The following is a 23387-nucleotide window of genomic DNA, read 5'->3' as shown; positions in this document are numbered from 1 at the left end:
ATTTGCATTTCATTATTTGCCCAAACAAAGATTAATTCCGAAATTTGCGTGAATTTTCAAAACAAACAACGACAATGGATACAAAAATCATAGGATTAGCCTCCGATCATGCAGGCTTTGAACTGAAACAATACGTCAAGCAATGGTTGGACGAACACCATATGCCCTACAAAGATTATGGAACCTATACGACTGACAGTTGTGATTATCCCGACTTCGGACACGCCTTGGCACAGGGCATCGAGTCCGGAGAATGTTATCCGGGCATAGCCATCTGCGGAAGTGGTGAAGGCATCAACATGACACTCAACAAGCATCAAGGCATCCGCGCCGGATTATGCTGGATTCCGGAAATAGCTCATCTCTGCCGCCAGCATAACAACGCCAATGTACTGGTCATGCCGGGGCGCTTCATTGATACACAAACGGCCGCTGCCATCATGGAAGAATTCTTCCACACCGAATTTGAAGGCGGACGCCACCAGAAACGCATCGACAAGATACCTGTGAAATAATCGGAACACAAGCAATCAGCTCGACTGAATAGATACCTTACTATATACTAACCTAAATAACATAAAACAATACAATAATGGCAACGCATAATTGGTTTGAATGCAAAATACGCTACGAAAAGACTTTAGAAAACGGGATGAACAAAAAAGTAACCGAACCTTATCTGGTGGATGCACTCAGCTTCACAGAAGCAGAAGCACGCATCATAGAGGAAATGACCCCTTTCATCAGCGGAGAATTTACAGTATCAGATATCAAACGCGCAAACTATAGCGAGTTATTCCCATCTGATGAAGAGGCTGCCGACCGCTGGTTCAAGTGCAAACTTTACTTCATCACACTGGATGAGAAAAGCGGCGCTGAAAAGAAAACGGCGACACAGATACTGGTACAAGCAGCCGATTTGCGCGATGCCGTCAAGAAGCTCGACGAAGGCATGAAAGGCACCATGGCAGACTATACCATCGCCTCCATTGCCGAGACTGCCATTATGGACGTTTACCCCTATTCAGCCGAACCCGATGTCAAGCCGGAGTTCCCCGATGCTGACAAACGATAGGCAGCATATGAAATGCTGACAAATACATTCACCGCAGAGACACAAAGTGACAGAGTACCCTTTTCACCCCGATTCCAAAATGGAAAGCTTATCTGTCCTTGGTGTCTCTGTGTTGAATGCCTACTGACGGAAAGTGCAAACTCCACGCCCGATAGATTCAATCTTTTTCATCTATAACTTGTGTAATTTTATCATCATGTGTAGTATTCAGAGAAATCTCAAAGAGGTCTTGAATGACCTGCCTTCCGGTGTACGCTTGGTTGCTGTTTCCAAGTTCCATCCCAATGAAGCCATCATGCAGGCTTATGAAGCCGGACAACGCATTTTCGGTGAAAGCAAGGTACAAGAGATGACAGAGAAGCAAGCAGCGCTACCCAAAGATATCGAATGGCACTTCATCGGACATCTCCAGACCAATAAAATCAAGTATATGGCTCCCTATGTAGCCATGATACACGGTGTAGACTCCTACAAACTGCTTGCTGAAATCAACAAACAGGCTGCAAAATGCGGACGGACTATTCCTTGCCTTCTGCAACTGCATATTGCACAGGAAGAAACAAAATTTGGATTCAGCTTCGATGAATGTACCGCAATGTTGGCATCCGGCGAATGGAAAAGCCTCACACATGTCTCGCTATGCGGGCTGATGGGGATGGCCAGCAATACAGACGACATGCAGCAAGTAAGACAAGAATTCCATTCGCTGCATGAGTACTTCCTGCAAACCCGCGAACACTTCTTCAGCGATTCGTCCACTTTCCGTGAACTATCCATGGGAATGAGTCACGACTATCCCCTGGCCATCCAGGAAGGCGCGACACTCGTACGCGTAGGAAGCAAGATTTTTGGAGAAAGATTGTATATTTAATTGACAAACAAACGGGTTTACGCCAGTTTGCCCGCCAACCCGTCAGCCATTAAGTTTTCCTCAATATTGTTGCCAATGCGCGTTTATTGTTATACATTTGCACATACAACTATTAAATGTGCAAATTATGAACCAAAGTTTTATAGCCCTCATCGAACGTGCTATTAAGGAATATTGGGATCAAGATGCCCTGACTGACTACAAAGGTGCCACCTTGCAATATAAAGATGTAGCACGCAAAATCGAGAAACTACACATCATCTTCGAAGAAAGTGGAGTGAAAAAGGGTGACCGCATTGCTATTTGCGGACGCAACAGTGCCCAATGGGGAGCTGCATTTCTCGCGACCCTGACCTATGGAGCAGTAGCAGTGCCCGTACTGCATGAATTCAAAGCAGAAAACATACATTATATTGTCAATCATTCCGATGCCCGTCTGCTCCTGGTGGGCGATATGGTCTGGCCTGAGCTGGATGAAAAGGAAATGCCATCGCTGGAGGGTATCATCATGCTCAACGACTATTCTCTGCTTGTCTCACGTTCTGAACAGCTGACGTATGCACGAGAGCACTTAAACGAAATGTTCGGCAAGAAGTTCCCTAAGAATTTCCGCATTGAACATGTTCACTATGATCTCGATGAGCCCGAGCAACTTGCCATGATCAACTACACTTCCGGGACTACCAGCCTCTCAAAAGGTGTCATGATTCCCTATCGTGCCTTATGGTCCAATACCCAGTTTGCCTATGAAGTGCTGACGTTGAAACGGAATGACCGGCTAGTCTCCATGCTTCCCATGGCCCACATGTATGGGTTGGCATTTGAATTTATCTATGAATTCTGCGTCGGTTGCCACATTTACTACCTCAACCGGGTCCCCAGTCCAAAAATCATTTTTGAAGCCTTTGAGGAAATCAAACCCAGCATTGTTATTTCCGTTCCCCTCATTATTGAAAAGATTATCAAGAAGAAGGTACTCCCCAGACTCCAGACACCTGCCATGCAGATACTCCTGAGAGTCCCCATCATCAATGATAAAATCAAGAACACTGTTCGTGAGCAGGTGATACAGGCTTTTGGCGGTAAGTTCTATGAAGTCATCATCGGTGGAGCAGCATTCAACCAGGACGTTGAACATTTCTTGAAGATGATCAATTTCCCCTATACCGTAGGATATGGCATGACCGAGTGTGCCCCCATCATCTGCTATGAGGACTGGAAACGGTTTGTGCCAGGCTCCTGTGGAAAGGCTGCTCCCCGTATGGAAGTGAAGATTGACAGCCCTGACCCCCATCATGTCGTAGGAGAAATTCTCTGCCGGGGCATGAACGTCATGCTGGGATACTATAAGAACGAAGAGGCTACACGCGAAGTCCTTGAACCGGACGGATGGTTGCATACCGGAGACCTGGGCATCATTGATGAAGAAGGAAATGTCTTCATCAAGGGACGCAGCAAGAACATGCTTCTAGGACCTTCCGGACAAAACATCTATCCTGAAGAAATAGAAGAGAAACTGAACAACCTGCCTTATGTTACCGAATCCATTGTCATACAAAAGGATGACAAACTGGTCGCACTGATTTATCCGGATTTTGAAGAAGCAGCTGCACAAGGTATCGTCAGTGAAGAAGATATCGCCCGGGTAATGGAAGAAAATCGTACCACACTCAACACGCTAATCCCGGGTTACTGCCAGGTATCACGCATCAAAATATTCCATGAAGAATTTGAAAAGACTCCTAAACGGAGTATCAAACGCTTCCTCTATCAGAATGCCGCAGACTAAGGCATCTGAACTAGTTTGATCTGCATAACGATAAAAGGGGATACATTCGGCGATGTATCCCCTTTTATCGTTATTATGCAGGTAATGGTCCATCAACAACCTTTGTGCGTCATGATGTCCAGTACGACACGATCAGTCTCATTCATGCCAACTGAACCAATGCGTGTCATGTTGCGAATGCATTTGTCCACATCGTCATCAATGATACCTTCCACAGATGTCACATAACGCTGTTGCATCGCCATCATGGCTGACAAGACTGCCGTAGAAACTCCCGTTGACAGCTTCATGGCACAACTGGGCTTGGCTCCATCGCACAACATACCGGTCAGGTTGGCCACCATGTTCTTCACCGCATAAACGGCTTGTTGGTAAGTACCTCCCATCAGATAGGTAATACCACAAGCAGACCCTGTCGCTGCGACTACACAGCCACACAAAGCAGACAAACGACCCAGGCTTTGCTTGATATAAATAACAGTCAAGTGACTGAGTGCCAAAGCACGTACAAGCTCCTCATGGCTTTTATGGTTCTCCTGAGCAAATACCACAACCGGCAATGTTGCAGTAATTCCCTGATTGCCACTACCGGAGTTGCTCATCACCGGAATCATGGCACCTCCCATACGAGCATCACAAGCAGCCGAAGTATAGGACAAAATGCGGGAATAAACGCTGTCGCCCATAATCTCATTCTCTTGCTTGCTACACATCATACGTCCAATGCCATGACCGTAATCACCTTTCAAAGAGAATTCCGCAGCTGCCATGTTCAAGCGTTTTGCCTCCAGAATAAACTCCAGTTCTTCCAACGGAGTCGTCGTCGCAAACTCGTAGACCTTTTTGAAAGAGAGCTGCACATCCTTCGCCTCACCTTCCGTCTGAGTTGCAGACTGCTTATCCAGCAAGACCGTATCATCCTTCGCCACATAGACGAAATTCGTGTGGCCACCGGCAATGATAGCTTTTGCCGTATGACCGGCAGCTTCACAAATTGCCTCAATATAAAGCTTCTCTGTGATATTCTCCTTCAACAGGATGGTGATGCGTTTCTCTGCAATGTATTGCTTTCCTTTTTCAACGACACCTGGGTTGGAGTCCTTCAACACCTCAAGCTGGTAATCCGACTTACCAACCAATGCACCCAAGGCTGTTGCAATAGGCAGACCAATCATTCCGGTACCGGGGATGCCTACCCCCATCGCATTCTTCAGAATATTGGCACTTAAATATAAAGTAATATGTTCCGGCAAACAGCCCAGCGTCTCAGTAGCCTTAGCAACACACAAGGCTACTGCTACAGGCTCCGTGCAGCCGATAGCGGGAACCACCTCGCGCTGCATCAGAGCTATAATCTGTTTTCTTTCTGTTGAATCTAACATGGTAGTATTTAAGTAAGGTAAAGAAACTTATTCAGATCATTTGTTTTTCTTGTAGTTTTCCAAACCAGTCTGCAAGAACTTCACATACTTGTCAACATCCTCATCGTGAGAGTAAGAACCGTTCAACGGCTTCCCTTCATTGTCCAACAGCACATAGAAAGGCTGTGCATTCGCACCAAACTTCACACGTTGCAAGTAGCTCCACTTGTCACCTACCGTACGCAGAATACGTGTCTGACCATTTTCTTCTACCGTGATTCTTTCAGGCAACTTTTCCTTTTCGTCGACATAGAGAGAAATCAGCACATAATCTTCAGTCAGAAGTTCACGAACCTTCGGGTCAATCCAAACTTTGGATTCCATCTCGCGGCAGTTGACGCATCCCCATCCGGTGAAATCCACCATGACAGGCTTGCCTACCTGCTTTGCATAAGCCATACCTTCATCATAATCGGTAAATTTGGCATGTACCTCGTCTTCCTTGTAAAGATTGAAATCCTGTGTACTGCTGGGAGGAGCAAAAGCACTGATGGCTTTCAACGGCGCACCGAACAGACCGGGGACCATATAGATAGTGAAGGCCAACGAAATCAGTCCCAAGAAGAAGCGCGGAACGCTGACTTTACGTTCATCGTCGTCATGCGGAAACTTGATGCCGCCCAACAGATAAATGCCCAACAGACCAAAAATAGCAATCCACAAAGCCAGGAAGGTTTCACGATCAAGCAAACGCCAACCGTATGCCATATCGGCAACAGAAAGGAACTTCAGGGCAAAAGCCAATTCCAGGAAACCCAATACGACCTTGATGACATTCATCCATCCACCTGACTTAGGCATGGATTTCAGCCAAGACGGGAACATGGCAAACAAGGTGAACGGAAGAGCCAGAGCAATGGCAAAGCCCAACATTCCAATGGCAGGAGCCACGATGCTGCCTGTCGTCGAAACTTCTACCAAAAGGAAACCGATGATAGGACCTGTACAGGAGAACGACACCAGTGACAGAGTGAATGCCATCAGGAAGATGCTCAACAAGCCACCGGCCTTTTCGGCCTTACTGTCAACTGCCGTACTCCAGGAAGAAGGCAAAGTGATTTCAAAAGCACCAAAGAAAGAGGCAGCAAACACAACCAACATCAGGAAGAAGAAGATGTTGAAGATTGCATTTGTCGAGAGTGAGTTCAGTGCACTTGCTCCAAATATCAGCGTGATAGCCAAACCCAAGGCTACATAGATCACAACAATGGATGCGCCATAGGTCCATGCATCGCGGATACCCTTCTTCTTATCACTGGTACGCTTCAGGAAGAAGCTGACCGTCATCGGGATAATGGGCCACACACACGGAGTAAACAAGGCAATCAGACCACCGACGAATCCGGCAAAGAAAATATACAGCCAGGAATTGTTTGAAGACTCGGTATGATTATCGAATACATTCAGTTCCTTGATAACCGGAGTCCACAGGTCGGAATCTCCTGATACTGCTGCATGAGCACCTGCCGCTACTGAATCATTGGCAGCTGTAGCATCTGCGGCAAGTGTATCGGCTTCTTGAGCTTCAGAAGTTTCCGTTGCTACAGCTTCATCTTTTTTTGATGGTGCGGGAGTTGCCGCTGCTGCCTTTGCATCCCCTTTGCCTTTGAATGAAAAGTTTACATCCGTCGGCGGCAAGCAGTTCTGGTCGTTGCAGGCACCATATTGCATATAGCCTTCAATGGAGAATGTGGCACCCGTAATCTTCAACTTTTGCACAAACTTGGCATTATGCTCGAAGAAACGAACCTGCATCTGGAACATCTGGTCAAACTTGTTTTCCTCCTTGCCGACCGGAGTCAACTTGCCAACCAATTCCGCTCCTTCAATTTTATCCACATTAAATGTCGCTGAAATCGGACCTCCATCAGGAAGGTCGGTAGAGTACACATGCCACCCATCATCAATGGTTGCCGTGAATACGATCTCAGCCTCCGTACCGGAGATTTGTTTAAGTTCCGATTTAAAGTGAACCGGATCTTGCATTTGTGCCATCGCAGTCACAGCACAAACAAAGAAGAGCAATAGGCTCAGAAAAGTTGTTTTTCTCATCCTGTAGATCTATTTAATTGATTAAAACTTTATGTCGCAAAAGTACGTATTCTTAACGAAGAATGATACAAAAAATCTATAAATTACGGAGAGTACCGGCAAATTTAATGTTTTTTTGATAGGTTTACAGATGTAACCGGTTCTAATAACAGGGCTGTTTCGCCAAGCTTTTATTAAAAACGATTTACCAATCCTATCTCTTAACAATTGTAAAAAAAATTGCCGAAATTGCTTCCTGTCATCAAACCGCCGGCAAACGTCTCTTTAAATGCCTACAAAATGCTTGCCATTTGCCTTTGGCAGATTGAGCCAAAGCATCCTTGAAAGACTCTTTTCAAATCATCGCACAATAAATTAAAGGCTGACATGCCAAACAGAATGAATAGAGAAAGGTGACTGACTATGCAGCAGAAACGAAAGGACATAAAAAAAGGGTCAACGCTTTGACCCAACCTTTACTTAACCTTAAATCTAATACTATGAAAAACACATTGCAAATGTAAGGGGAAAAACTCATCCGCACAAGCATTGCCCCCTGCAACTTTCACATTTAAACATTATTTAACTAGAAGCTATTAAACCTTTCAGAACTTGCTTTATAAGATTTAGTTATATCCTATAATAAAAAGACAATTGGACGGCCTTGGCATAAACTGTACCTTTGCCGACGTAAAACAAAAAAATACTAATTCATAAACTGACAACCACTATGTTTTCAGAAAAACGAGCCAGCACCCTGCACGGTGTATTGCTGATTGTACTTTTCTCCTGCTCGGCTTTCTACATCGCCGAAATCCCCTTCGTCCAACAATTGTCATTCAGTCCACTCATTGTGGGAATCATCCTGGGTATGCTTTATGCCAACAGCCTTCGGAACCAACTGCCCGAAACCTGGGTACCGGGTATTAAACTGTGTACCAAACAGATTCTACGCACGGGTATCGTGCTCTACGGTTTCCGACTAACCTTCCAACAAGTCATGGAAATCGGATTGCCCGCAGTTGTCATCGATGCCATTGTCATTTTCATTACTCTTGCACTGGGAATGATTGTCGGACGCATCCTGAAGATGGACGAAAAAACCGCCCTGATGACTTCCACCGGTAGTGCCATTTGTGGCGCAGCAGCAGTTCTGGGTGCTGAACCGGTAGTCAAATGTGCGCCTTATAAAACAGCCATCGCCGTCTCCACGGTGGTCATCTTCGGCACCATCTCCATGTTCCTCTACCCTATCATGTATCGTACCGGCATCGTTGACCTTGATCCTCAGAGCATGGCCATCTATACCGGTTCGACCCTGCACGAAGTAGCGCATGTCGTAGGTGCCGGGAATGCCATGGATGCCACCGGTGCACTCCATCTTGCCGACCAGGCTACCATTACCAAAATGATCCGTGTGATGATGCTGGCTCCCGTGCTGCTCATTATGAGTTATATCATCGCCCGGGTACGGCATCACCGCCATACGGATGTCTCAAAGGACGGGAAAAGCAAAATCACCATTCCCTGGTTTGCCTTTGGATTTATCCTCGTCATCGGTCTCAACTCATTACTTCAGGCATGCAGTTTCATCCCGACGGAGGCACTGCACAGCGGACTGAAAGCCATTACGACACTGGACAACTTCTTGCTCACCATGGCAATGACAGCACTGGGTGCCGAAACAAGCTTCGACAAGTTCAAACAGGCGGGAGCCAAACCGTTCATCCTGGCTTTCGTCATTTACATCTGGCTGTTGGGCGGTGGATACATCATGGCAAAGTATCTGGCACCAGCCTTAGCATAAACAAGTAAAGCACGCAGACCTCATACATGTAGCCTTCGTGCTTCACTGAAGTGGCGGACAGACGGACCTAAGTATAATACTTAGCCTGCCTAAGTATTATACTTAGGGTATCAAAGTATTATACTTAGGTCCATCTAAGCCGTACTTGTATCCAAACGAACCGGCACCTGTCAGCGCAATAAAGCCGGCCTATTCATTCCGTTCATACCGACGGATAAAGACGACAAACACCAGAGTGCCGACCAAGGCGAATAAAGAGCCTATCAATGCAGAATAGCGGACGCCCCATCCGGCATCAATCGGTAATCCGCCGAAGAAGGCTCCCAATGCATTGCCCAGGTTAAAAGCCAGCTGGACCATGGCGCCGCCCATCAGTTCTCCACCCGGCGAATGACGCAAAAGCAACAGTTGCTGAGGAGATGAAAGCGCAAACAGACAACCGGTCGTAATACACATCAACAGCAAAGACAACCAGGCATACGAAGCCATCAAGAAGATGGACAGCAATGACAGGCAGGCAACCAACTGAGTAAGCATGGAGACACGTGCCGGAGTAAACCGGTCGGAAAGGACGCCTCCCAGGTAATTACCCACACACATGCTTCCACCTGCCAACAACATCAGAATCGGCATAACTCCCACTGGATACCCCGACACATCGGTCATCAAGGGATTGATGTAACTATACCAACAGAAGATGCCCCCGTTTCCCAATACAGTCGCTGCAGCCAGCAGCCAGGGTTGCGGCTTTTTCAGAAAGCGGAACTGACCTTTCATATTCGTCTTCGGCATGGCCGGCAAGACCGGTATCCACCGACAGATGAACCATACCGTGACCAATCCCCATACGGTGGCAAAAGCAAACACGACTCGCCACGACAGATAATGCCCGAGAAGGTTGCCCAAGGGCACTCCCATCAGATTGGCTACTGTCATGCCCATGACCATGGTGGCAACAGCCGACGTACTTTTACCTTTCTCTGCCAGATGATTGGCTATGATAACGCCGGTTCCGAAATAAGCCCCATGAGGCATTCCGGAAACAAAACGGGCGCAAAGCGTCAACCAATAATTCGGTGAGAGCGTGGTCACCAGATTACCCACAATGAATAATGTCATCAAGGCATACAGAATGGTTTTCAGCGGCCAATTCCGGGTTACAATTACCAGTAAGGGTGCTCCGACACAGACTCCTAACGCATAGGCGGAAATCAGATGCCCGGTCTCAGGCAATGAGACACCGAAGTCTGCTGCCACATCGGGCAAGATACTCATCATGATGTATTCAGCAATGCCTAAGCCGAAGGTCCCGAAGGACAACGCGTAAAGTCCTTTTTTCATAAACCGATAGTTTAGTTTGTAGTTCGCAAACGGACAGTAAAAAGAGGTTGCCCTTCCTTTGCAAGCAACCTCTCCGATATCCTGTTCAAATCATATCTCTTATTGAATACCTCTTTCACGCAGTTTCAACTGCCAGTTCCAGGCAGAGCGAAGCGTATCTTCGATGCTGGTTTCAGCTTTCCATCCCAACACCTTGTTTGCTTTCTCCGGATTTGCCCAAACCTGCTCGATATCGCCCGCACGGCGTCCTGTAATCTGATAGTTCAGCTTTACGCCAGTAGCTGTCTCGAAAGCATGAATCAACTCCAGCACGGACAATCCGCGTCCGGTACCGATATTGAAGACTTCAACCTTCTCGTCCTGCTTGTCTTCCAGCATACGGGCAATGGCATGGACGTGTGCTTTCGCCAGGTCAACCACATTGATATAATCGCGGATGCAGGAACCGTCCGGAGTATGGTAATCATCTCCAAAGACGCTCAGCTTTTCGCGGATTCCGATGGCAGTCTGAGTCAGGAAAGGAATCAGGTTCATGGGCACCCCGTTCGGCAGCTCACCGATAAGTCCGCTGGGATGCGCACCAATCGGATTGAAGTAACGCAACAAAATGGCACGAATCGGAGAACCGGACTTCACCGTGTCTTGAATAATCTCTTCATTGATTTGCTTGGTATTGCCGTATGGCGATTCCGCTTTCTTGATAGGAGCATCTTCGGTGACCGGCAACACGTCCGGCTGTCCGTAAACGGTGCACGAAGAAGAGAAGACAATGCCTTTTACCGCATAGTTGGGCATCAGCTCCAGCAAATTGATGAGCGATACCAGATTGTTCCGGTAATACAACAAAGGCTTCTGAACCGACTCCCCGACCGCCTTGCTGGCTGCAAAGTGAATGATGGCACAAATGCCTTCATGCTTGCGGAATACCTCTTCCAGTGCAGCATAATCCAGGCAGTCCACCTGTTCAAATGCCGGTCGAACACCGGTAATCTGCTCTATATTGTCCACAACATCGGCACGCGAGTTGGACAAGTTGTCCACAATAACCACTTCATAACCGCTATTTTGAAGCTCTACGACCGTATGCGAACCAATATAACCGGTTCCTCCGGTCACCAAAATTTTTCCTTTCATACTAATTTCATATTTAGTTGTGTCACATTTCATGCTGTTCTTCTGCAAACAACCGCAAAGGATATACCCCTTTACGAATCATCTCATTCATACGTAACAAGGTCTGGCTCTTATCATCCGGTGAGACCAGCGCCATCCATCGTGCGGCAGTCGGCAAGTGGCGGACCCGAGCCCCCTCATCAATCCACTCATTCACGAACTCCGGCAAGATGTAAGCCTGTTTCGTGTCCGTGCCATGCTGCCTGACAAACCGGTCGAAGCCCCGGTCCAACGCATCAAAGACACGTGGTGTAAATCCCCACATGTTCATGGACACACATGCCTGCTCATCCAGATTGACCCACACGTTTCCGGCATCCTTGTACATGGGATGTCCTCCGACCCGCTCCACACCGGCCAGTTCGTCCACATGCAACAGATATCCGTCATCGTCGAGCTGACAGATTCCCCGGTTGGCTCCTCCCGATTCCGGCAAGACATTTGCCAGTTTGTAACCGACAAAGAATGCGTCATAGGAGGCACTTTCCAACGGCTGCAGACCATGATAAAGCAGTTCGAAGCTCTCCCGTTGATAGAAGTTCACCGCATTGATTACAGCAAACGGACCGCCCTCCAGCAGGCTGCGTCCGCGTAACAACGCATGTGCAGAGCCCCACAATGCAGTCCGCTTCGGATTCCTCCAGGCCTCCGGGACATCGGTCACATCCTGGTAGACGTAGTCAACATCTACCACAGACTTGTATTTGGAAGAAATAGTTTCCTTAAAGGCTTTTTCAAAAGAGGGGTTTATTACAAAAATGATGCGTTTAAACCCTGCTTGAATGGCATCATAAACCGAATAATCAAGGATAGTTTCACCATGTGGCCCGATACCGTCAAGGTACTTCAGACCGCCATAACGGTTTCCCATCGTTGCAGCTAAAATCACAAGTGGTGCTATCATTCTTTTCCTGATTTTAATCTCTCGCAAAGGTAAAAAAATCATTGTACAAAAAACGGTGCATCCGGATATATTTTCAAGACATCAGCCGCCCCAAAAGTAAAATCACAAGAGGAACAGACTGAAAAGGAACGAGTGGACAAGCATGCAGGGAATGTCCCCTCACCCGCTTGTCCACCCGTTCCCTTCTTATACAGAACAGATGCAACGTATCTGCCAATCAATCCAAACCAAACAAGGTCGAAAGTCCCTTATCCACCCCGGAGAATCCCATAAAGGCCATAGCCAGGAGACCGGCTGTCACCAGTGCGATGGACATGCCCCGCATCCCTTTGGGAATATTGACCAAGGCCAGTTGCTCCCGAATACCGGCAAACACGATAAGAGCCAAGGCAAAGCCAAGTGCCGTAGAGAAGGCATAAACAACTCCCGTCAGCAAGTCAAAATCCTTTTGAATCACCAAGATGGTAACACCCAGAATGCAACAGTTGGTCGTAATCAAAGGCAGGAAAACGCCCAAAGCCTGATAGAGAGCCGGAGAAACCTTTTTCAGAATAATCTCCACCATCTGTACCAAGGCGGCAATCACCAGGATGAAGGCTATCGTCTGCAAGTAGGCTATACCGAACGCATCCAGTACAAACTTCTGGATGACATAAGTCACAATAGTAGCAATTGTCAGTACAAATGCTACGGCAGCTCCCATACCACAGGCCGTTTCTATCTTCTTTGACACCCCGAGGAAGGGACAAATTCCCAAGAATTGTGACAAAACAATGTTGTTCACAAATATGGCTGTAATAAATATCAATACGTATTCCATAAATCAACAGTTAGAGGTTATGCCTTCTTTAATCTATTCACAATGGCAATCAGGTAGCCAAGAGCGATGAAAGCTCCCGGTGCCAATACAAACACCAGCATCCCATAGTCCTCAGGCATTATGGTAATATTGAAAAGCTTGCCTGTACCCAGGAACTCACGGATTCCACCCAGGATGGTCAGGGCAATTGTAAAGCCAAGTCCCATGCCCAAGCCGTCGAAGAACGAAGCTACGGCACCATTCTTGGCAGCAAAAGCTTCGGCACGTCCCAGCAGGATGCAATTGACCACAATCAAAGGGATAAACAATCCCAAAGTTGCATAGAGGGCAGGAACGTATGCCTGCATCACCATCTGGAGCAAAGTCACAAACGAAGCGATGACCACGACAAAGGCCGGAATACGAACCATATCCGGAATGAGATTCTTTATCAACGATATCACCACATTGGAGCAAATGAGCACAAACGCCGTAGCCAGTCCCATGCCCATTCCGTTAATGGCAGAGGAAGTCGTACCCAAGGTCGGACACATTCCCAGCAGCAGGACGAACGTCGGATTCTCCTTGACGATACCGTTCATCAATACTTTAAAATTATTCATAGCCTCTCCTTTCTTAATTTTGTTCTACATGCGAGGTGGCGCCTGTCGTCCCATTCAGACCGGCCGCCTCATTTCCATTCTGCTTGGCATAAGCGGCATAGGCGGCATTGACTGCATTCAGGAATGCACGCGACGTAATGGTCGATGCCGTAATGGCATCAATCTCTCCACCGTCTTTACTTACCGTCAGAGGTTTATCACCGGGGTTCTTTCCGGTAATGTCTCCCTTGCCTCCTTTCTTAAACCAGTCGGCAGCCTTGGAACCCAGTCCCGGAGTCTCGGCATGACTCAACAGGGAATAGTCGATAATCTTGCCGTCGGCGTCAAATCCTACCAGCACCGTCAAAGCTCCGCCAAAACCATTTGCCGATGATTCGACGGCCGCCCCGATGAACTTGTCTCCTTTCGTAGCCTTATATATTTTATAGGTCACACCGTCCACCTCAATAGTGTCAGGGTTTGCTGCCGGCTCATTGTCAAAACCGGGAACGACCAACGCAATGGCGTCACTCAACGCTTTTGCATTCGCCTGTGCAATCGGCTCAGCCGTCAGCTTGTTCACATAGCCCAGCAACAAGCCTGCTACGACAGCGACTACGGTCAACACGATGACCATATTCTTAAATGAAGATTCCAGCTTTTTCATTTCTTCTTGACCTCCCCGAATCTTTTAGGTTTACAATAGTTATTAATCAGCGGAGTGAATGCATTCATAATCAGAATGGCAAAAGACATGCCTTCCGGATAAGCACCGAAGTTGCGGATAACCACAGTCAAGAAGCCGATAGCCACGCCGTAGATAATCATGCCCTTGTGCGTCATCGGAGAAGTGACATAATCCGTCGCCATGAAAATCGCTCCCAGCATCAGACCTCCGGTAAACAGATGTACGGCCGGAGAAGCATAGAGTGTAGGATTAGCCAAATGCATCAAACCGGAAAAGACAAAGACCGTCGCCAGAATAGACACCGGAATATGCCAGGTGATAATCTTCTTCCAAAGCATATAAAGCAAACCGATGAGCAGCGCCAACGCACTGACCTCACCCAACGAACCTCCGGTAGCTCCGATAAACAAGTCAAAAAAGGACGGAAGCTGCTCCAATGCCGAAGCATCCCCATGAACAGCCATCTTCATCAGCACAAGCGGAGTCGCTCCGGTCTCAGCATCCAAATAAGAAGTGACCTGACCGATCTTAGGCCAGCTGGTCATCTGAACCGGGAATGAGATGAGCAGGAACACACGCCCCACCAAAGCCGGATTGAACGGGTTACATCCCAAACCGCCAAATGTCATCTTACCAATTCCAATAGCAACCAGAGCGCCAATGACAATAATCCAAACTGGAAGATTGGACGGGACATTGAATGCCAGCAGCACGCCCGTTATGATTGCCGAACCATCCAGAATCGTCGTTTTCTCCCGCTTGAGAATGAACTTGGTAATGGCCCATTCAAAGAACAAACAAGACACAACCGAAGTCAATGTGACCACAGCTGCCCCCACACCGAAATAAATCAGCGAGACCAGCAATGCCGGAATAAGGGCGATAAGCACGCCATACATATTCTTCTGAACACTGTCGCCGCTATGAACGTGCGGGGATAAAGACACTATCAATTTATTTGCCATACGTGTTATCTCCTTTACTTTTTAGCGTTACGTGCACGAATGATTCCACCGACCGTTCCCTTACCCAGACGGATATAATCCAACATGGGGCGATGCGAGGGACAAGTGAACTGACAGGAACCACATTCGATGCATGACATGATATCTTCTTTCTCTACGCGTTCCCACTCCTTGTGCATGGACAATGTTGCCAGGAGGAACGGTTCAAGTCCCATCGGGCAGGCACTCACACATTTCGCACAACGGATACAAGGTTGAGCTTCGCCGCGGGATGCCTCTTTCCCGTTCATCAACAGGACACCTGAGCTACCCTTGCAGATGGGGACTTCCGTATTGACCAATGCCTTGCCCATCATCGGACCGCCGCCAATCACTTTGCCCGTATCTTCAGGCATGCCGCCGGCAGCTTCAATCAGCTGACTCATCGGCGTTCCCATACGGGTCAGGAAGTTCGACGGGTTCTTCAATGACTTGCCAGTCACCGTCACGACGCGTTCAAACAAAGGTTTGTTCTTCATCACGGCTTCATACACGGCATAAGCCGTTCCGACATTCTGAACGACAGCTCCCACGCTGATAGGAATTGCAGGCGGTGCAGGCACCTGGCGATTGATAATGGCATCAATCAGCTGTTTCTCTCCACCCTGCGGATACTTCACTTGCAGGGGAACGATTTCAATGCCCGGATAGCCTTCAGCCTTTTCTGTCATGACACGGATCGCATCCGGCTTATTGTTTTCTATACCAATATATGCCTGGTCCACTTTCGCTGCCTTCATCAGCAAGGAGACTCCAACCAACACTTCGTCCGTCTTTTCCAGCATCAGACGATGGTCTGCCGTGAGATAAGGCTCACATTCCACTCCGTTGATGATGACGCATTCAGCTTTCGCTCCCGGAGGAGGACAAAGCTTCACATGGGTAGGGAAGCAGGCACCTCCCATACCAACGACACCGGCCTCCTTGATTTTTGCAACAATTTCCTCGGGAGACAATGAGCATTCACGCACCAGTTCGGCACTCCGATCGATGCTTTCCTCCCATTCATCTCCTTCCACATCTATATAAATAGCCGGCTTACGATAACCACTGGCATCCACTACCGTATCAATCTTGCTCACTTTGCCTGACACGGAAGAGAAGACAGGAGCAGACACGAAGCCTCCTGCTTCAGCTATTTTTGTACCGACTTTCACCAAGTCACCTCGCTTGACAACGGGAACCGCCGGGGCACCGATGTGTTGCGACAAAGGGAACACGGCCTGTTTGGGCAGTGCAAGTGCTTGAATGGCTTTGCCGGCGGACAATTTATTTTCTGCTGGATGAACTCCACCAATTCTAAATGTCTTCACGTTCGTATCTTTTAAAATCCATTATTCATTCACGTTCTCTTTGGCTTCAGCCTTTGCCGGTTGCACCGTCTGAGCCGGTTTCTCCTCAACTGAAGTTTCTACCTTTGGCTTACGGGGAGGAAAATTCACAGCCAGAATCGCTCCCTGCGGACATTCAGCCTCACACTTGCGGCACAGTTTACATTTGGCCGGGTCAATATAAGCCAGGTTGTTCTCCAGGGTGATTGCTTCAAACGGACAGACCTTCACACATTTTCCACAACCGATACAACCGACGGAACAAGCCTTACGGGTCTGTGCCCCCTTGTCCTTGTTGACACACGAAACATAAACACGGCGATTGTTCTTACCCTTAGGACGCAGTTCGATGATGCGACGAGGACATGCCTTCACACAAGCTCCACAAGCCGTGCAAGCATTCTCATCCACCTCCGGCAACCCGGTCTCCGGGTTCATGTGGATGGCATCAAACTGACACGCATCTACACAATCGCCACAGCCCAGACATCCGAATGTACAATCGGTCTCACCCCCATAAGTAGCATTTGCCACAGCACAAGAAGACACACCGTCATACCGTGTCGTACGCGGACGATGTTCACAACTACCATTACAACGGACAACTGCCACTTTGAGCTCTGCCGATGCAGCTTCCAGCCCCAGGATGGCAGCAACTCGTGCCATCACCGGCTGACCTCCCACCGGGCACAACTTACCTTCCAAAGAGCCGGCTTTCACACAAGCCTCTGCAAAGCCGGCACATCCGGGGTAACCGCACCCTCCACAATTGGCCTGAGGCAACACTTCTGCAACCTCACCAATCCGGGGATCTTCATACACTGCGAATTTCTTGGAAGCAACAAACAGTACGATAGCTGAAATCAGACCGATGGCTCCCAACGAAATCACAGCAACCAGAATTAAATCCATAATAAGTTAGTTAATTTATAATTAATCATTTATCTGTTGTTTCTATTTGGAAAGAGAAACGTCGTTTGATACGTCCACGCAATACATAAAGCACGGCGTAATAAGGCAATAAGGTCAGCAAAGCTCCCAACGCAGAAACGGCTTCGTCGCCTCCAGTCAACCGATAGAGAACAAACAAAGCCGCAACCATCACCAAAAAAGGTACACCAAAAGCCAGCCCTACAGCACGCATTCCCATGGAAGTCGTACCATAGACCACTACCTCCTGGCCCAAATGCAGCGAAGAGGTATCAGCATCATATATATCAATGAGTTTTTCCTTGCTCTCTGACGATGAGCAAAAGGACTTGGCAGAACACGATGAGCACGCCGAAGTCTGTACTATCCGTACCTTTACATGAGTGCCCACAATGTTTTCCACAGTACCTTGATGTTTGATTAAGTCGGTCATTTTGTAAAATCCACTTTACAATTTGACTGCAAAAATAATAGAAATATTTTAGGAGTCATCTGATAAGCCTACATTTTTTATCGTATCCGTTGAGTTTCTTTCACGTCTTCATCTCATGGCAATACAAGCCCGAACTTCAGAGACATGTATGTCAAACTGCCCTGCCGGCTTGTCAAAGTTGGGAAACATGCCTTGGACCACCATGATTCCTCTCTGGTTGCAACCGCAGCACCCCTCGTTGCCTGAAAACAATGCGATTCACAAACTATCAAAACGTCCGCAGGAAACGTCAAAATCAGATTCTCATGTAAAAAATAATAGCAAAAGATAGGGATAAACCGTAAATTTCGATAATTTTGTCTTCCATGAATGCGCTTAATCATTAACAAACGTACTACTAATAGATTTACAGAAATGAAACAAGACGAAGAGAAGAAAACAGGCTTGCCTGAGAACGCGTTCAGGCCGCTAAAGAAAGGAGAGACCTACGAACCGGTGATGTCACCGAAAAAGAACTATCCGGAAGTAAACCTATGGTCCGTTTTATGGGGTATTGGCATGGCAATTCTATTTTCCGCCGCAGCAGCCTACCTCGGTCTGAAAGTCGGACAGGTATTTGAAGCTGCCATTCCGATTGCTATCCTCGCTGTCGGTATCTCCGGAGCAGCCAAACGCAAGAATGCACTGGGAGAAAATGTCATCATACAGTCTATCGGTGCTTGCTCGGGTGTCATTGTAGCAGGAGCTATCTTCACTCTTCCAGCCTTGTATATTCTGCAAGCCAAGTACCCTGAAATGACCGTCAACTTCCTGCAAGTATTCATCAGTTCCTTACTTGGTGGCGTACTGGGTATTCTGTTCTTGATTCCTTTCCGTAAATATTTTGTAAAAGACATGCACGGTGAATATCCTTTCCCGGAAGCGACAGCAACCACACAAGTGCTGGTTTCCGGAGAAAAAGGAGGCAGTCAGGCAAAGCCATTGCTGCTTGCCGGACTCATTGGCGGTCTTTATGATTTCATTGTAGCCACATTCGGATGGTGGAACGAGAACTTCACGACCCGTGTGTGCGGTTGGGGTGAGATGCTGGCAGAAAAGGCCAAACTTGTGTTCAAGGTCAACACCGGTGCAGCCGTACTGGGCCTGGGATATATCGTTGGACTGAAATATGCAGCCATCATCTGTTTCGGCTCACTCAGCGTATGGCTGATTATCATCCCGGGCATTGCACTTATCTGGGGCGATCAGGTGCTGAACATGTGGGACCCTAACATCACCTTGACAGTAAGCCAGATGAGTCCAGAGCAGATATTCACATCTTATGGCAAAAGCATCGGTATCGGCGGTATTGCCATGGCGGGTATTATCGGTATTGTGAAATCATGGGGACTGATCAAAGGTGCCGTCGGACTTGCCGCTAAGGAGATGAAAGGCAAAGGTACTGCGAACGTAGAGGTAGAACGTACTCAGAAAGATTTGTCCATGAAAATCATCGCCATAGGTTCCATTCTGACACTGATTCTGGTAACCCTGTTCTTCTACTTTGATGTCATGCAAGGTAACCTCCTCCACACGATTGTAGGTATTCTTGTGGTGGCAGTCATTGCCTTCCTTTTCACAACTGTAGCAGCCAACGCCATTGCCATTGTCGGCACCAATCCTGTATCAGGAATGACACTGATGACATTGATTCTTGCTTCTGTCATCATGGTAGCTGTCGGACTGAAAGGCACAGGAGGCATGGTAGCAGCCCTGGTGATGGGTGGTGTGGTATGTACGGCTTTGTCCATGGCCGGCGGCTTCATCACCGACCTGAAGATTGGCTATTGGCTAGGTACCACTCCGAAGAAGCAGGAAAGTTGGAAGTTCCTCGGAACATTGGTCTCAGCAGCCACAGTAGGCGGCGTCATCATGATTCTGAACCAGACCTACGGGTTTACCAGCGGACAACTGGCTGCCCCGCAAGCCAATGCGATGGCTGCCGTCATTGAACCGTTGATGAGTGGTGTCGGTGCTCCGTGGCTACTCTATGCCATTGGCGCAATCATTGCCTTGGTGCTCACTTACTTCAAAGTACCGGCTTTGGCCTTTGCCCTGGGTATGTTTATTCCTTTGGAACTGAATATTCCTCTTGTTGTCGGTGGCGCCATCAACTGGTACGTTACGACTCGAAGCAAGGATGCAGCAGTCAATGCCGCACGAGGAGAGAAAGGCACTCTGTTGGCATCAGGATTCATTGCCGGTGGTGCATTGATGGGTGTAGTCAGTGCCGCCATGCGCTTTGGAGGAATCAACCTTGTACACGCAGAATGGCTCGCTAACCCGATGAGCGAGGTCGTATCTATTATAATGTACGCGATCCTTATTATATTCCTGGTAAAGGCCAGCATGAAATTACAAAAATAAACGATTGCCTTATTAACCAACCAACGCAGACTGATGCTTCCGGTGAACAGAAGCATCAGTCTGCATTCCTTTTAAACTAAAACCTACCGTTATGAAAAAAAGAATTTTCCTGATGGGACTGCTTCTGTCTTTCCTCACCGGACTACAGGCACAAAAGCCCATCATCCTCCCTGTATGGGAACAAGGCGCCCCCGAATCGAACGGGTTGACAACAAACAGTAACGAGAAGGATGCCGGACGCACCCAACATACAAACGAAGCACAGCTATATGTCTATCCGGCAGCCCACCCGAACGGTATGACCATTGTATGCTGTCCGGGCGGAGGCTATGCTCATTTGGCCATGCAGCATGAAGGTACCGACATGGCAGCCTGGATGAATAGTCAAGGCATCACGCTGGCCGTATTACAGTACCGCATGCCTAACGGACACAAGAATGTACCTTCCTCCGATGCCTACCAGGCCATTCGCCTCCTGAAACAGCATGCAGAGGAGTGGCATATCGACTCAAACAAAATAGGCATCATGGGTGCTTCAGCCGGAGGTCACCTGGCAGCGACCGTTGCCAATCTGGCTCCGGCAGATGTTCGCCCGGCTTTCCAGATTCTCCTCTACCCCGTCATCACCATGGGCGAAGGAACACATCAAGGTTCACGAGAGAACCTGCTGGGCAAACAGGCTGCAGAAACCGATGTTCATGACTTCTCCATGGAATTACGAGTGAACGAACAAACTCCGAAAGCGTTTATCGCATTGTCCAGCGACGACCGCGCCGTACCTCCCGGCAACAGCCTCAATTATGCGACATCTTTAGGTAAAGCGGGTATTCCATACAGCCTTCACGTTTATCCCATTGGAGGACATGGATGGGGCTTCCGTGACAGCTTTCCCTACAAACGTCAATGGACAGGTGAGTTGGAAAAATGGCTTCGGGAGATAAATCAATAAAAACAAACCGTCTGTAGTTGATAATTAGAATAAAAGCACTATCTTTGCAGCCGCTAATACGGGTTATTAGCATCATTCAAATCAATTATTAAACAAAAAAACAGTTAGTAAGAATGGCAACTAAAATCAGATTGCAAAGAAGAGGACGCAAAGGCTATGCGTTCTACTCAATTGTTATTGCAGACGTAAGAGCACCACGTGATGGTAGATTTACTGAAAAAATTGGTACTTACAATCCGAACACCAATCCTGCCACAGTAGATTTGAATTTCGAGCGCGCTTTGTATTGGGTGAACTGTGGTGCACAACCCACAGACACCGTACGCAACATCTTGTCCAGAGAAGGTGTTTATTTGATGAAACACTTGCAAGGTGGTGTGAAGAAGGGCGCATTTGACGAGGCTCAGGCTCAAGCTAAATTTGAAGCTTGGAAAGCTGACAAACAAAATGGTCTGGCTGCTTTCAAGGCTAAACAAGAAGAAGAAAAGAAGGCTGCTGCCAAGGCCCGTCTGGATGCTGAGAAGAAGGTTAATGAAGAAATTGCCAAGAAAGTAGCTGAGAAGAAGGCTGCTGAAGCTGCTGCTAAGGCTGAAGCCGAGGCTGCTGCAAATGCAGAAGCTGCTGAGGCTCCTGCCGCAGAAGAGGCTCCCGCAGAGGCATAATTCTCTTCTTCAACAAATGGTATTAAATCAACAAGAGGGTGTGTCGCAACGAGCGACGCACCCTCTTTGTATATAAGAAGGAAGGTATGCTTTTAACGCCCCTTCAGGTATTTGCGTTTGACTGGACAAACACAAGTCTTCGACTTGCCCAACACAAGAGTTTGACCTGTCAAACCAATTAGTTTGATAGGGCTAAGTATTATACTTAGACCACCTAAGTATTATACTTAGCCTGCCAAAGTATAATACTTAGGTCTGTCAAACTACTATGTTTATCAAGTCAAACTCTTGTGTTTGATGAGTCAAACCAATGTGTTTGGCAAATCAAATACTTATGTTCCATCCGTTGGACAATCTGACCTATTTGGACAGTTGCATGATACGGCTGATGTATTTTCCCAAAATATCAAATTCGATATTCACAACACTACCCACATGAATGGTGTGGAAGTTCGTATGCTCATAGGTATAGGGAATGATAGCAACCTGAAATGTATCCTCAGTAGGATTGCACACAGTCAGACTGACTCCATTAACAGTCACTGAACCTTTATCTACCGTCAGGTATCCCCGCTTTGCCATCTCACGGTCAAACGCATATTTAAACGTATAATACCAACTGCCATCAGCATCCTGCACATCCACACATGCGGCAGTCATGTCAACATGTCCCTGGACAATATGCCCGTCAAGACGGCCGTTCATCAACATACTACGCTCCACATTTACTTTATCGCCAACTTTCAGCATACCTATATTTGAACGTTCAATGGTCTCACGCATGGCTGTCACAGTATAAGTCCCGTCTTGAATCTTCACAACTGTCAGACATACTCCATTATGGGAGATGCTTTGGTCAATCTTCAGTTCATCCACAAACGAACAACGGAGGGTGAGATGCAGGTTTTCCTGGTCTTTCTCGATGCGAACCACTTCTGCATATTCTTCTACAATTCCTGAGAACATAATTATTCCTTTCTTATTAAGGTTAATATTCAAATCCGGAGACAAAGGTACGTAATGTTCCTGACGCAAAGAAACACTGAAAGAGACTATGCGACAATTTTATCGAGAAAATGCAACGATTAAACGACAAAAATGAAGGATAAATCTATTTTAATTGCATCGCATCATATTCCCTACTACCTTTGTATAGAGAAAATCTTAAAAG

General features: G+C 47.5%; 21 protein-coding genes. 8 read left to right on the top strand and 13 right to left on the bottom strand.

The annotated features are described in order from the left end of the window. Positions 1 to 74 precede the first annotated feature (74 nt). From rpiB to M3087_RS06625, 4 genes are all read left to right on the top strand, one after another. On the top strand, positions 75 to 515 hold the full coding sequence (gene rpiB / locus M3087_RS06640) for a ribose 5-phosphate isomerase B (protein ID WP_022385621.1): 441 nt from the start codon (positions 75 to 77) through the stop codon (positions 513 to 515). Between the two features lie 77 nt (positions 516 to 592). Continuing rightward, positions 593 to 1075 carry a DUF4494 domain-containing protein gene (locus tag M3087_RS06635; RefSeq protein WP_022385622.1) on the top strand — a complete coding sequence of 161 codons (483 nt, stop codon included), beginning with the start codon at positions 593 to 595 and terminating at the stop codon, positions 1073 to 1075. A 196-nt stretch (positions 1076 to 1271) separates the two neighbouring features. Further along, positions 1272 to 1946: a YggS family pyridoxal phosphate-dependent enzyme gene (locus tag M3087_RS06630; RefSeq protein WP_022385623.1), complete on the top strand. Its 675-nt coding sequence runs from the start codon at positions 1272 to 1274 to the stop codon at positions 1944 to 1946. 127 nt (positions 1947 to 2073) lie between these two features. Beyond that, positions 2074 to 3735, top strand: coding sequence for an AMP-binding protein (locus M3087_RS06625; protein ID WP_249094562.1), 1662 nt, complete (start codon positions 2074 to 2076; stop codon positions 3733 to 3735). Positions 3736 to 3827: 92 nt separating this feature from the next. On the opposite strand, the gene M3087_RS06620 is transcribed toward M3087_RS06625, so the two are convergent. Both M3087_RS06620 and M3087_RS06615 read right to left on the bottom strand, forming a co-directional pair. Next, positions 3828 to 5117 (bottom strand): serine dehydratase subunit alpha family protein, encoded by a 1290-nt coding sequence (locus M3087_RS06620; RefSeq protein WP_249094559.1) that lies wholly within the window; start codon positions 5115 to 5117, stop codon positions 3828 to 3830. A gap of 36 nt (positions 5118 to 5153) precedes the next feature. Beyond that, a complete protein-coding gene (locus M3087_RS06615) occupies positions 5154 to 7208 on the bottom strand; it encodes a protein-disulfide reductase DsbD family protein (protein ID WP_249094557.1) in 2055 nt (684 codons plus the stop codon). A 709-nt stretch (positions 7209 to 7917) separates the two neighbouring features. Between M3087_RS06615 and M3087_RS06610 the strand changes: the two genes are divergently transcribed. Further along, complete coding sequence (locus tag M3087_RS06610) at positions 7918 to 8994, top strand: YeiH family protein (RefSeq protein WP_022385628.1); 1077 nt, start codon at positions 7918 to 7920, stop codon at positions 8992 to 8994. Positions 8995 to 9183: 189 nt separating this feature from the next. On the opposite strand, the gene M3087_RS06605 is transcribed toward M3087_RS06610, so the two are convergent. From M3087_RS06605 to M3087_RS06560, 10 genes are all read right to left on the bottom strand, one after another. Then, positions 9184 to 10335, bottom strand: a complete 1152-nt coding sequence (locus M3087_RS06605; RefSeq protein WP_022385629.1) for an MFS transporter — start codon at positions 10333 to 10335, stop codon at positions 9184 to 9186. Between the two features lie 99 nt (positions 10336 to 10434). After that, entirely contained in the window at positions 10435 to 11469 is a 1035-nt protein-coding gene (galE, locus tag M3087_RS06600) for a UDP-glucose 4-epimerase GalE (protein WP_249094555.1), read from the bottom strand. Positions 11470 to 11491: 22 nt separating this feature from the next. Beyond that, positions 11492 to 12412: a sugar phosphate nucleotidyltransferase gene (locus M3087_RS06595; RefSeq protein ID WP_249094554.1), complete on the bottom strand. Its 921-nt coding sequence runs from the start codon at positions 12410 to 12412 to the stop codon at positions 11492 to 11494. Positions 12413 to 12629: 217 nt separating this feature from the next. After that, on the bottom strand, positions 12630 to 13232 hold the full coding sequence (gene rsxA / locus M3087_RS06590; RefSeq protein WP_022385632.1) for an electron transport complex subunit RsxA: 603 nt from the start codon (positions 13230 to 13232) through the stop codon (positions 12630 to 12632). Positions 13233 to 13249: 17 nt separating this feature from the next. After that, the gene (gene rsxE, locus M3087_RS06585) at positions 13250 to 13834 is read right to left on the bottom strand and encodes an RnfABCDGE type electron transport complex subunit E (protein WP_022385633.1); all 585 of its coding nucleotides are present in this window, start codon (positions 13832 to 13834) and stop codon (positions 13250 to 13252) included. Positions 13835 to 13847: 13 nt separating this feature from the next. Continuing rightward, positions 13848 to 14480, bottom strand: a complete 633-nt coding sequence (locus tag M3087_RS06580) for an RnfABCDGE type electron transport complex subunit G (RefSeq protein ID WP_106484792.1) — start codon at positions 14478 to 14480, stop codon at positions 13848 to 13850. Continuing rightward, a complete protein-coding gene (locus tag M3087_RS06575; RefSeq protein ID WP_249094552.1) occupies positions 14477 to 15466 on the bottom strand; it encodes an RnfABCDGE type electron transport complex subunit D in 990 nt (329 codons plus the stop codon). Before M3087_RS06575 ends, M3087_RS06580 begins: the two co-directional genes overlap by 4 nt. Positions 15467 to 15480: 14 nt before the next feature. Then, positions 15481 to 16818 carry an electron transport complex subunit RsxC gene (gene rsxC, locus M3087_RS06570; protein WP_106484790.1) on the bottom strand — a complete coding sequence of 446 codons (1338 nt, stop codon included), beginning with the start codon at positions 16816 to 16818 and terminating at the stop codon, positions 15481 to 15483. Between the two features lie 21 nt (positions 16819 to 16839). Beyond that, positions 16840 to 17748 carry a Fe-S cluster domain-containing protein gene (locus tag M3087_RS06565; RefSeq protein ID WP_249094550.1) on the bottom strand — a complete coding sequence of 303 codons (909 nt, stop codon included), beginning with the start codon at positions 17746 to 17748 and terminating at the stop codon, positions 16840 to 16842. A gap of 25 nt (positions 17749 to 17773) precedes the next feature. Then, a complete protein-coding gene (locus tag M3087_RS06560) occupies positions 17774 to 18199 on the bottom strand; it encodes a SoxR reducing system RseC family protein (protein WP_249094549.1) in 426 nt (141 codons plus the stop codon). Between the two features lie 414 nt (positions 18200 to 18613). Between M3087_RS06560 and M3087_RS06555 the strand changes: the two genes are divergently transcribed. The 3 genes from M3087_RS06555 (at position 18614) to M3087_RS06545 (ending at position 22216) form a co-directional block, all read left to right on the top strand. Continuing rightward, positions 18614 to 20605, top strand: coding sequence for an OPT family oligopeptide transporter (locus M3087_RS06555; RefSeq protein WP_249094547.1), 1992 nt, complete (start codon positions 18614 to 18616; stop codon positions 20603 to 20605). Between the two features lie 91 nt (positions 20606 to 20696). Further along, positions 20697 to 21554 carry an alpha/beta hydrolase gene (locus M3087_RS06550; protein WP_249094545.1) on the top strand — a complete coding sequence of 286 codons (858 nt, stop codon included), beginning with the start codon at positions 20697 to 20699 and terminating at the stop codon, positions 21552 to 21554. 113 nt (positions 21555 to 21667) lie between these two features. Then, the gene (locus M3087_RS06545; RefSeq protein WP_022385641.1) at positions 21668 to 22216 is read left to right on the top strand and encodes a 30S ribosomal protein S16; all 549 of its coding nucleotides are present in this window, start codon (positions 21668 to 21670) and stop codon (positions 22214 to 22216) included. Positions 22217 to 22576: 360 nt separating this feature from the next. On the opposite strand, the gene M3087_RS06540 is transcribed toward M3087_RS06545, so the two are convergent. Further along, on the bottom strand, positions 22577 to 23182 hold the full coding sequence (locus tag M3087_RS06540; RefSeq protein ID WP_249094542.1) for a riboflavin synthase: 606 nt from the start codon (positions 23180 to 23182) through the stop codon (positions 22577 to 22579). Positions 23183 to 23387: the final 205 nt, after the last annotated feature.

Origin of the sequence: Mediterranea sp. ET5 (assembly GCF_023337025.1) — a bacterium.
In the GTDB taxonomy this organism is placed as follows: Bacteria; Bacteroidota; Bacteroidia; order Bacteroidales; family Bacteroidaceae; genus Phocaeicola_A.
The sequence above is the reverse complement of the archived record's forward strand: the minus strand, read 5'-3'. Positions and strand labels throughout refer to the sequence as shown.

What these genes read in the sequence shown, in the direction of transcription:
- M3087_RS06575 (WP_249094552.1), bottom strand. Translation starts at nt 15,466, where the DNA reads ATGGCAAATAAATTGATAGTGTCTTTATCCCCGCACGTTCATAGCGGC.
- rpiB (WP_022385621.1), top strand. Translation starts at nt 75, where the DNA reads ATGGATACAAAAATCATAGGATTAGCCTCCGATCATGCAGGCTTTGAA.
- M3087_RS06620 (WP_249094559.1), bottom strand. Translation starts at nt 5,117, where the DNA reads ATGTTAGATTCAACAGAAAGAAAACAGATTATAGCTCTGATGCAGCGC.
- M3087_RS06550 (WP_249094545.1), top strand. Translation starts at nt 20,697, where the DNA reads ATGAAAAAAAGAATTTTCCTGATGGGACTGCTTCTGTCTTTCCTCACC.
- M3087_RS06635 (WP_022385622.1), top strand. Translation starts at nt 593, where the DNA reads ATGGCAACGCATAATTGGTTTGAATGCAAAATACGCTACGAAAAGACT.
- M3087_RS06565 (WP_249094550.1), bottom strand. Translation starts at nt 17,748, where the DNA reads ATGGATTTAATTCTGGTTGCTGTGATTTCGTTGGGAGCCATCGGTCTG.
- M3087_RS06555 (WP_249094547.1), top strand. Translation starts at nt 18,614, where the DNA reads ATGAAACAAGACGAAGAGAAGAAAACAGGCTTGCCTGAGAACGCGTTC.
- M3087_RS06610 (WP_022385628.1), top strand. Translation starts at nt 7,918, where the DNA reads ATGTTTTCAGAAAAACGAGCCAGCACCCTGCACGGTGTATTGCTGATT.
- M3087_RS06595 (WP_249094554.1), bottom strand. Translation starts at nt 12,412, where the DNA reads ATGATAGCACCACTTGTGATTTTAGCTGCAACGATGGGAAACCGTTAT.
- M3087_RS06605 (WP_022385629.1), bottom strand. Translation starts at nt 10,335, where the DNA reads ATGAAAAAAGGACTTTACGCGTTGTCCTTCGGGACCTTCGGCTTAGGC.
- rsxA (WP_022385632.1), bottom strand. Translation starts at nt 13,232, where the DNA reads ATGGAATACGTATTGATATTTATTACAGCCATATTTGTGAACAACATT.
- M3087_RS06545 (WP_022385641.1), top strand. Translation starts at nt 21,668, where the DNA reads ATGGCAACTAAAATCAGATTGCAAAGAAGAGGACGCAAAGGCTATGCG.
- M3087_RS06580 (WP_106484792.1), bottom strand. Translation starts at nt 14,480, where the DNA reads ATGAAAAAGCTGGAATCTTCATTTAAGAATATGGTCATCGTGTTGACC.
- M3087_RS06625 (WP_249094562.1), top strand. Translation starts at nt 2,074, where the DNA reads ATGAACCAAAGTTTTATAGCCCTCATCGAACGTGCTATTAAGGAATAT.
- rsxE (WP_022385633.1), bottom strand. Translation starts at nt 13,834, where the DNA reads ATGAATAATTTTAAAGTATTGATGAACGGTATCGTCAAGGAGAATCCG.
- galE (WP_249094555.1), bottom strand. Translation starts at nt 11,469, where the DNA reads ATGAAAGGAAAAATTTTGGTGACCGGAGGAACCGGTTATATTGGTTCG.
- M3087_RS06540 (WP_249094542.1), bottom strand. Translation starts at nt 23,182, where the DNA reads ATGTTCTCAGGAATTGTAGAAGAATATGCAGAAGTGGTTCGCATCGAG.
- M3087_RS06615 (WP_249094557.1), bottom strand. Translation starts at nt 7,208, where the DNA reads ATGAGAAAAACAACTTTTCTGAGCCTATTGCTCTTCTTTGTTTGTGCT.
- M3087_RS06630 (WP_022385623.1), top strand. Translation starts at nt 1,272, where the DNA reads ATGTGTAGTATTCAGAGAAATCTCAAAGAGGTCTTGAATGACCTGCCT.
- M3087_RS06560 (WP_249094549.1), bottom strand. Translation starts at nt 18,199, where the DNA reads ATGACCGACTTAATCAAACATCAAGGTACTGTGGAAAACATTGTGGGC.